Raw genomic sequence first — 4698 nt, 5'->3', positions numbered from 1 at the left:
TATTTGCGTTCGCGCCAGTCGGGTTCCATGTCGAGGTAAGCGGGGATGGCGGCTTCAGGCCAGAAGATGAGGCGCGGGGCGGGGCGGGGCAAGCCCGACAGGCTGGCGAGAGTGCGGAAATGGGCCTGTTCGAGTTCCGGAGAATATTTCTCGTCCTGACCGATATTGGGCTGGACGACGCGGATGCGCGGTGCGCCCGGTGGCGTGGCCGGGGCGGGGGAGAAGATACCCCAGAGCGCGAGGGCACTTAACGGAAGGACGATCGCGGCTGCCGGAACGAACTGGCGGCGGGCGGCGAGGCAGATTGCGCCTGACGCCATAATGACGAGCGCGCCCAGGCCGTAGGTGCCGATCAGCGTGGCGGAGATCGCGATGCCGGTGGGGAGCAGGGTGACGCCCAGCGGGTTCCACGCGAAGCCGGTGAACATCGTGGCGCGGAGATATTCGGTGGCAAGCCAGCAGGCGGCGAAGAGAAGGATGAAGGGCGCCGTGCTGTTGAGGCCGAATTTTCGGCCGGACCACCACGCCGCCAGCGCGCAAAGGCCGGGATAGACCGCCAGATAGAGCGAGAGCAGGACCACGGCGCCATAGCCGAACCAGTGCGGCATCGCATCCTGAAAGGTGAAGGCGTAGGCGATCCAGTTGAGGCCGAGGGTGAAATGACCCACGCCGAACAGCCAGCCGCGCAGGAAGGCGCTGCGGCGGTCGGGCGCCTGTTCGATCAGCAGCAGAAGCAGCGCGAAGCAGGCCAGGGTGACGGGCCAGAATTTCAGCGGTTCGAAGCCGGTTGCCGCCGCGAATCCGGCGAGCAGGGCGGTGAGCTTCGGGAAGCGGGCCGGAATGTCCTTCATCGGCTCCGGCTCAGCGCAGGGTGGCCATGGTGGCCTGGCTGCACTTGTCGCTCTTTTCGCCGCCCCCCGACAGGACCGATGCTGCGATGAAGCCGCCGACCACCAGAACGAGGAAAGCCGCCGACAGCAGGCCCAGATATTTTTCGATGAACGCCTTGATGGGGCGTCCGAACTTCCAGAACAGGAAGCCGACCAGCATGAACTGGAAGGCGCGGGACAGGACGCTGGCCCAGATGAAGGTGAAAAGCGAAAGGCCGATGAAGCCCGCCGTGATCGTGATCAGCTTGAAGGGAATGGGCGTGGCGCCCTTGATCAGGATGATCTCCGCCCCGTAATCGCGCAGATAACAGGCGGCGACGGGGAATTTGGCGGCGAGACCCAGGGCGTGCAGGATCTGCTGACCGACGGCTTCATAGACGAAATGGCCGATGGCGTAGCCGAACAGGCCGCCGATGACGGATGCGATCGTGCAGATCAGGCCGAAGCGGATCGCGCGTTCCGGGCGGGCGAGGCACATCAGGCCGAGCAGCGGATGCGGCGGGATCGGGAAGAAGCTGGATTCCATAAAGCTGATTGCAAAGAGCCAGCGTTCGGCGTGGGCGTGGGCGGCTTTCGCCAGCGTCCATTGATAGAGCTTGGTAAGCATTGGGTTGAGGCCGTAGCCGATGTGTTTTCAGGCCGCCAGCGCTTTTGCCAGAACCAGCATGTCATAGGGCGGGTCGAGCGGCACCGGATAGGGCTGTCGCTCGCCCGTGGGATGGTAGCCACGTCTTTGATAATATTGAATAAGTTCGACATGTCTGTCGATGACGGTCATTTCCATGATCCGCGCGCCGAACAGGGTTGCGGCATGATGTTCCGCCGCTGCGATCAGCTGACTGCCAAGGCCTGCGGACTGGAGGTCGGGATCGATGCAGAGCAGGCCGAGATAGGATCGGCCGTCGCCGCGATCGGTGATCTGGACGCAGCCGATCGGATCGCCCGCGTCCGTGACGGCCACCAGCAGGCGTTGGCCCGGTTCGGCAAGGATCGCTTCGAGCGCCGCGAGGCTGGTGCGCGGGCTGGACGGGGGCGGTGCGGCGATGGCCCAGCTTTGCTGCGCGGTTTCGCCGCGATAGGCCCGCTCGATCACGGGATGGATGCGGGTAAGGTCCTGCGCGGCAGCGAAGCGGATCTGCATGGCAAGCGCTTTAGCGCGCCTGTGATGAAAGCGACAGTCCGGTTGATCGTCGGCCATTTGCTGCGTTAGAATCCGCAGTGATTGGAGAGATGCATATGCTTGGCATGGGAGAGGGCGCCTGCCCGTTCGAGTTCAATACCGATCCGGCGACCTTCAGGGTCGGGGATTCGGTCAGTTATCGCGTGACCGGCAGTCTGGAGGGCATGCCCTTTGCCGGCGTGCTGCTGGAGGTGCATGAGGATCATGTCGTGCTGACTTCCGACCCGGAGGACAAGGCCAGCCGGATGCGCGCGACGCGGGAGAGCCGTCCGGTCGTGCGCGAGGAAGACATTTGCTAGGCCGGTCGGCATCCGTTCGGGCGGAACCGGAAACTTCGCTTCGCAGGCTCGCATGAACGGAATGCAGCTACGGCGTTGACGGGGTGGCGGCGTCTGGGCATGACCCATGCGAATATTGTCCGGCGCCCCTGAGTGAAATTGAGTCCTGCATCCTCTTCCAAATGGCGCGAACGCGGCGGCGGGTTGCTGTTCGCCCTGCTGTTCAACGGGCTGCTGCTGCTGGCCCTGTTGACGCTGGCGCCCAAGCCGGTCGTTCAGCTGCCGGATTTCCGCAATCCCGTGACCTTCGAAATGGCCCCTGCGCCCAAGGCGGAAAAGGCGCAGAGCAAGGCCGAGAAGAGCGAGAAGAAAAAGCAGGAAAAATCCGCGCAGCAGCAGGTCCAGCCCATCGCGAAGCCGTCCCCGCCGGTGGTGAAGCCCACCGAACAGCTGCCTTCGCCCCTGCCCTTCATTCAGCTGAACAGTCAGCAGATGGCCTCCGCCGATATCGGCAAATTGCCGAAAAAGGGCGCGGAGGAAGGGTCTGCCGGGCAGGGAAACAGCGCGGCGGTGGCCGGGCCGGGCGAAGGGCCGGGCGGGGTGCAACTGTTCGAGGCGGAATGGTATCGGCGGCCGACCCATGCGGAACTGGCAGGTTATCTGCCGTCCAGCGCGCCGCCCAATGGCTGGGGTCTGGTCGCGTGCAAGACGGTCGATCATTATCATGTCGAAAATTGTCAGGCGCTGGGGGAATCGCCGCAGGGGTCGGGCTTTGCCAAGGCCGTGCGGCTGGCGGCGTGGCAGTTTCTGGTGCTGCCGCCCCGCGTCAACGGCAAGGTCATGATCGGCAGCTGGGTGCGGATCAGGATCGATTATACGCGGACAGTAGTGGGTTCGGACCAGTCCGGGCGATAAGGTGGGTTGCATTCTGATACTGGGATGACATGATCCCCGCCTGTTTGTCAGGAGTGGACTTAATGATCCTTTATGGAGCGCGGCCTTCGCCTTTCGTGCGCAAGGTCATCGTATTTGCGGCGGAAAAGGGCATCGATCTGGAAGTGCAGCCGGGCGGCTTCGGCCAGGGTGGGGAGGCATTCGCGCAGGCATCGCCGTTCGGCAAGATTCCGGGCTTTCAGGACGGGGATTTCCTGATCAGCGATTCGACCGCGATCATAACCTATCTGGATACGCTGCATCCCGAACCGAATCTGATCCCGACGGAAGCGAGGGCGCGGGCGCGAACGATCTGGTATGAGGAATTTGGCGATACCATCGTGCAGGCGACGGGCATGCCGATCTTCTTCAATCGCATGGTGGCGCCCCTGCTGGGAATGCCGCAGGACCTTGCCGCGGCCAATGCGGCAGAGGCGGACAAGCTGCCCGGTCTCTATGATTATCTGGACAGGGTGCTGCCCGAAAGCGGCTTTCTGGTCGAGGATCGCTTTACGCTGGCGGATATTGCGGTGGCCTGTCCGTTGATGAACATCTGCTATTGCAGCGCGGTGCTGAAGGAAGGGCGCTGGCCGCGGGTGCGCGACTGGTTGCAGCAGATGCGCGAGCGGCCCAGCTTTGCGGCGGCCCTGGCGGCGGAAGCCAAGGCGATCGAGCGCATGGCGGCTGCGTGATTTTACCCATATGGAACATTTCCCTTGACATCGTCACGCTGTTCCGGCAGAGATGTCGACACTGGAAAAATGTGAGTCGCCAAGACGGCGGCATGAGGGGCCGGTCCTGCAAGGGACTGGCCCTTTTGCGTTGGGGGACGGGCATGGCGGATGCGGTGAAGGATGAGAGCAGGAAGAGCAGCCGCTTCGGCGGCCGGGCGAAGGCCCCGGACCGGGTGCTGGCGCTGGAAAATGGTCAGCAGGGTTTCGCGGGAACGGCTCCGCAGATGCGGGCGATGCGCAAGGACGGCTTTACCCCGGAACTGCGGCAGCGGTTTCTCGAAACGCTGGCGCTGACCTGCAATGTCAGCGAAGCGGCGCGGGTCGTGGGGCGGAACCTATCGACCGTTTATTATCTGAAACGGCGCGATCCGGGCTTTGCGCGAGCCTGGAAGCAGGCGCTGAGCATCGGGCATGAGGAACTGAAGACGCTGATGCTGCGGCAGGCGCTGTTCGGCACGGAAGATGAGGAGATCATGCTGGATGGCGAGGGGACGGTCAAAAGCCGGAAGATCAAACGGGGCCATCCGCACATGATCCAGGCGATCCTGTTCAAGCGGCATGCGGAGGAGGTGGCGGAGGCGCAACGGCTGGATGAGATGGAGCGGCCCGATGGCGAGGAGGCTGTGGAGGGGACTGTCAGGATTTCCGTGTGTGGCCGGGCATAATGGGCAACAAGGAGTCCC

The 4698-nt window shown here is 63.6% G+C and carries 7 protein-coding genes; 4 read left to right on the top strand and 3 right to left on the bottom strand.

From position 1 onward, the window contains the following. From ACFC3J_RS22170 to ACFC3J_RS22160, 3 genes are all read right to left on the bottom strand, one after another. The coding region (locus ACFC3J_RS22170) for an apolipoprotein N-acyltransferase (RefSeq protein ID WP_375198109.1) at positions 1 to 851 on the bottom strand (851 nt) is incomplete at its 3' end. A 10-nt stretch (positions 852 to 861) separates the two neighbouring features. Continuing rightward, positions 862 to 1497, bottom strand: coding sequence for a YqaA family protein (locus ACFC3J_RS22165; RefSeq protein WP_375198108.1), 636 nt, complete (start codon positions 1495 to 1497; stop codon positions 862 to 864). A 27-nt stretch (positions 1498 to 1524) separates the two neighbouring features. After that, positions 1525 to 2031: a GNAT family N-acetyltransferase gene (locus ACFC3J_RS22160; protein WP_375198107.1), complete on the bottom strand. Its 507-nt coding sequence runs from the start codon at positions 2029 to 2031 to the stop codon at positions 1525 to 1527. A gap of 95 nt (positions 2032 to 2126) precedes the next feature. Between ACFC3J_RS22160 and ACFC3J_RS22155 the strand changes: the two genes are divergently transcribed. The 4 genes from ACFC3J_RS22155 (at position 2127) to ACFC3J_RS22140 (ending at position 4680) form a co-directional block, all read left to right on the top strand. Continuing rightward, positions 2127 to 2369: a hypothetical protein gene (locus ACFC3J_RS22155; protein WP_192666461.1), complete on the top strand. Its 243-nt coding sequence runs from the start codon at positions 2127 to 2129 to the stop codon at positions 2367 to 2369. 132 nt (positions 2370 to 2501) lie between these two features. Beyond that, a complete protein-coding gene (locus tag ACFC3J_RS22150; protein ID WP_375198106.1) occupies positions 2502 to 3263 on the top strand; it encodes a hypothetical protein in 762 nt (253 codons plus the stop codon). 62 nt (positions 3264 to 3325) lie between these two features. After that, positions 3326 to 3973 carry a glutathione S-transferase family protein gene (locus ACFC3J_RS22145; RefSeq protein ID WP_375198105.1) on the top strand — a complete coding sequence of 216 codons (648 nt, stop codon included), beginning with the start codon at positions 3326 to 3328 and terminating at the stop codon, positions 3971 to 3973. Positions 3974 to 4065: 92 nt separating this feature from the next. Next, on the top strand, positions 4066 to 4680 hold the full coding sequence (locus tag ACFC3J_RS22140) for a hypothetical protein (protein ID WP_375198104.1): 615 nt from the start codon (positions 4066 to 4068) through the stop codon (positions 4678 to 4680). Positions 4681 to 4698 lie beyond the last annotated feature (18 nt).

The organism is Sphingobium sp. (genome assembly GCF_041987595.1).
Lineage (GTDB): Bacteria > Pseudomonadota > Alphaproteobacteria > Sphingomonadales > Sphingomonadaceae > Sphingobium.
This window is presented reverse-complemented; position numbering and strand designations above follow the sequence as displayed.

Coding starts and splice junctions, on each gene's coding strand:
- ACFC3J_RS22165 (WP_375198108.1), bottom strand. CDS start 1,497: ATGCTTACCAAGCTCTATCAATGGACGCTGGCGAAAGCCGCCCACGCC.
- ACFC3J_RS22160 (WP_375198107.1), bottom strand. CDS start 2,031: ATGCAGATCCGCTTCGCTGCCGCGCAGGACCTTACCCGCATCCATCCC.
- ACFC3J_RS22155 (WP_192666461.1), top strand. CDS start 2,127: ATGCTTGGCATGGGAGAGGGCGCCTGCCCGTTCGAGTTCAATACCGAT.
- ACFC3J_RS22145 (WP_375198105.1), top strand. CDS start 3,326: ATGATCCTTTATGGAGCGCGGCCTTCGCCTTTCGTGCGCAAGGTCATC.
- ACFC3J_RS22140 (WP_375198104.1), top strand. CDS start 4,066: ATGAGGGGCCGGTCCTGCAAGGGACTGGCCCTTTTGCGTTGGGGGACG.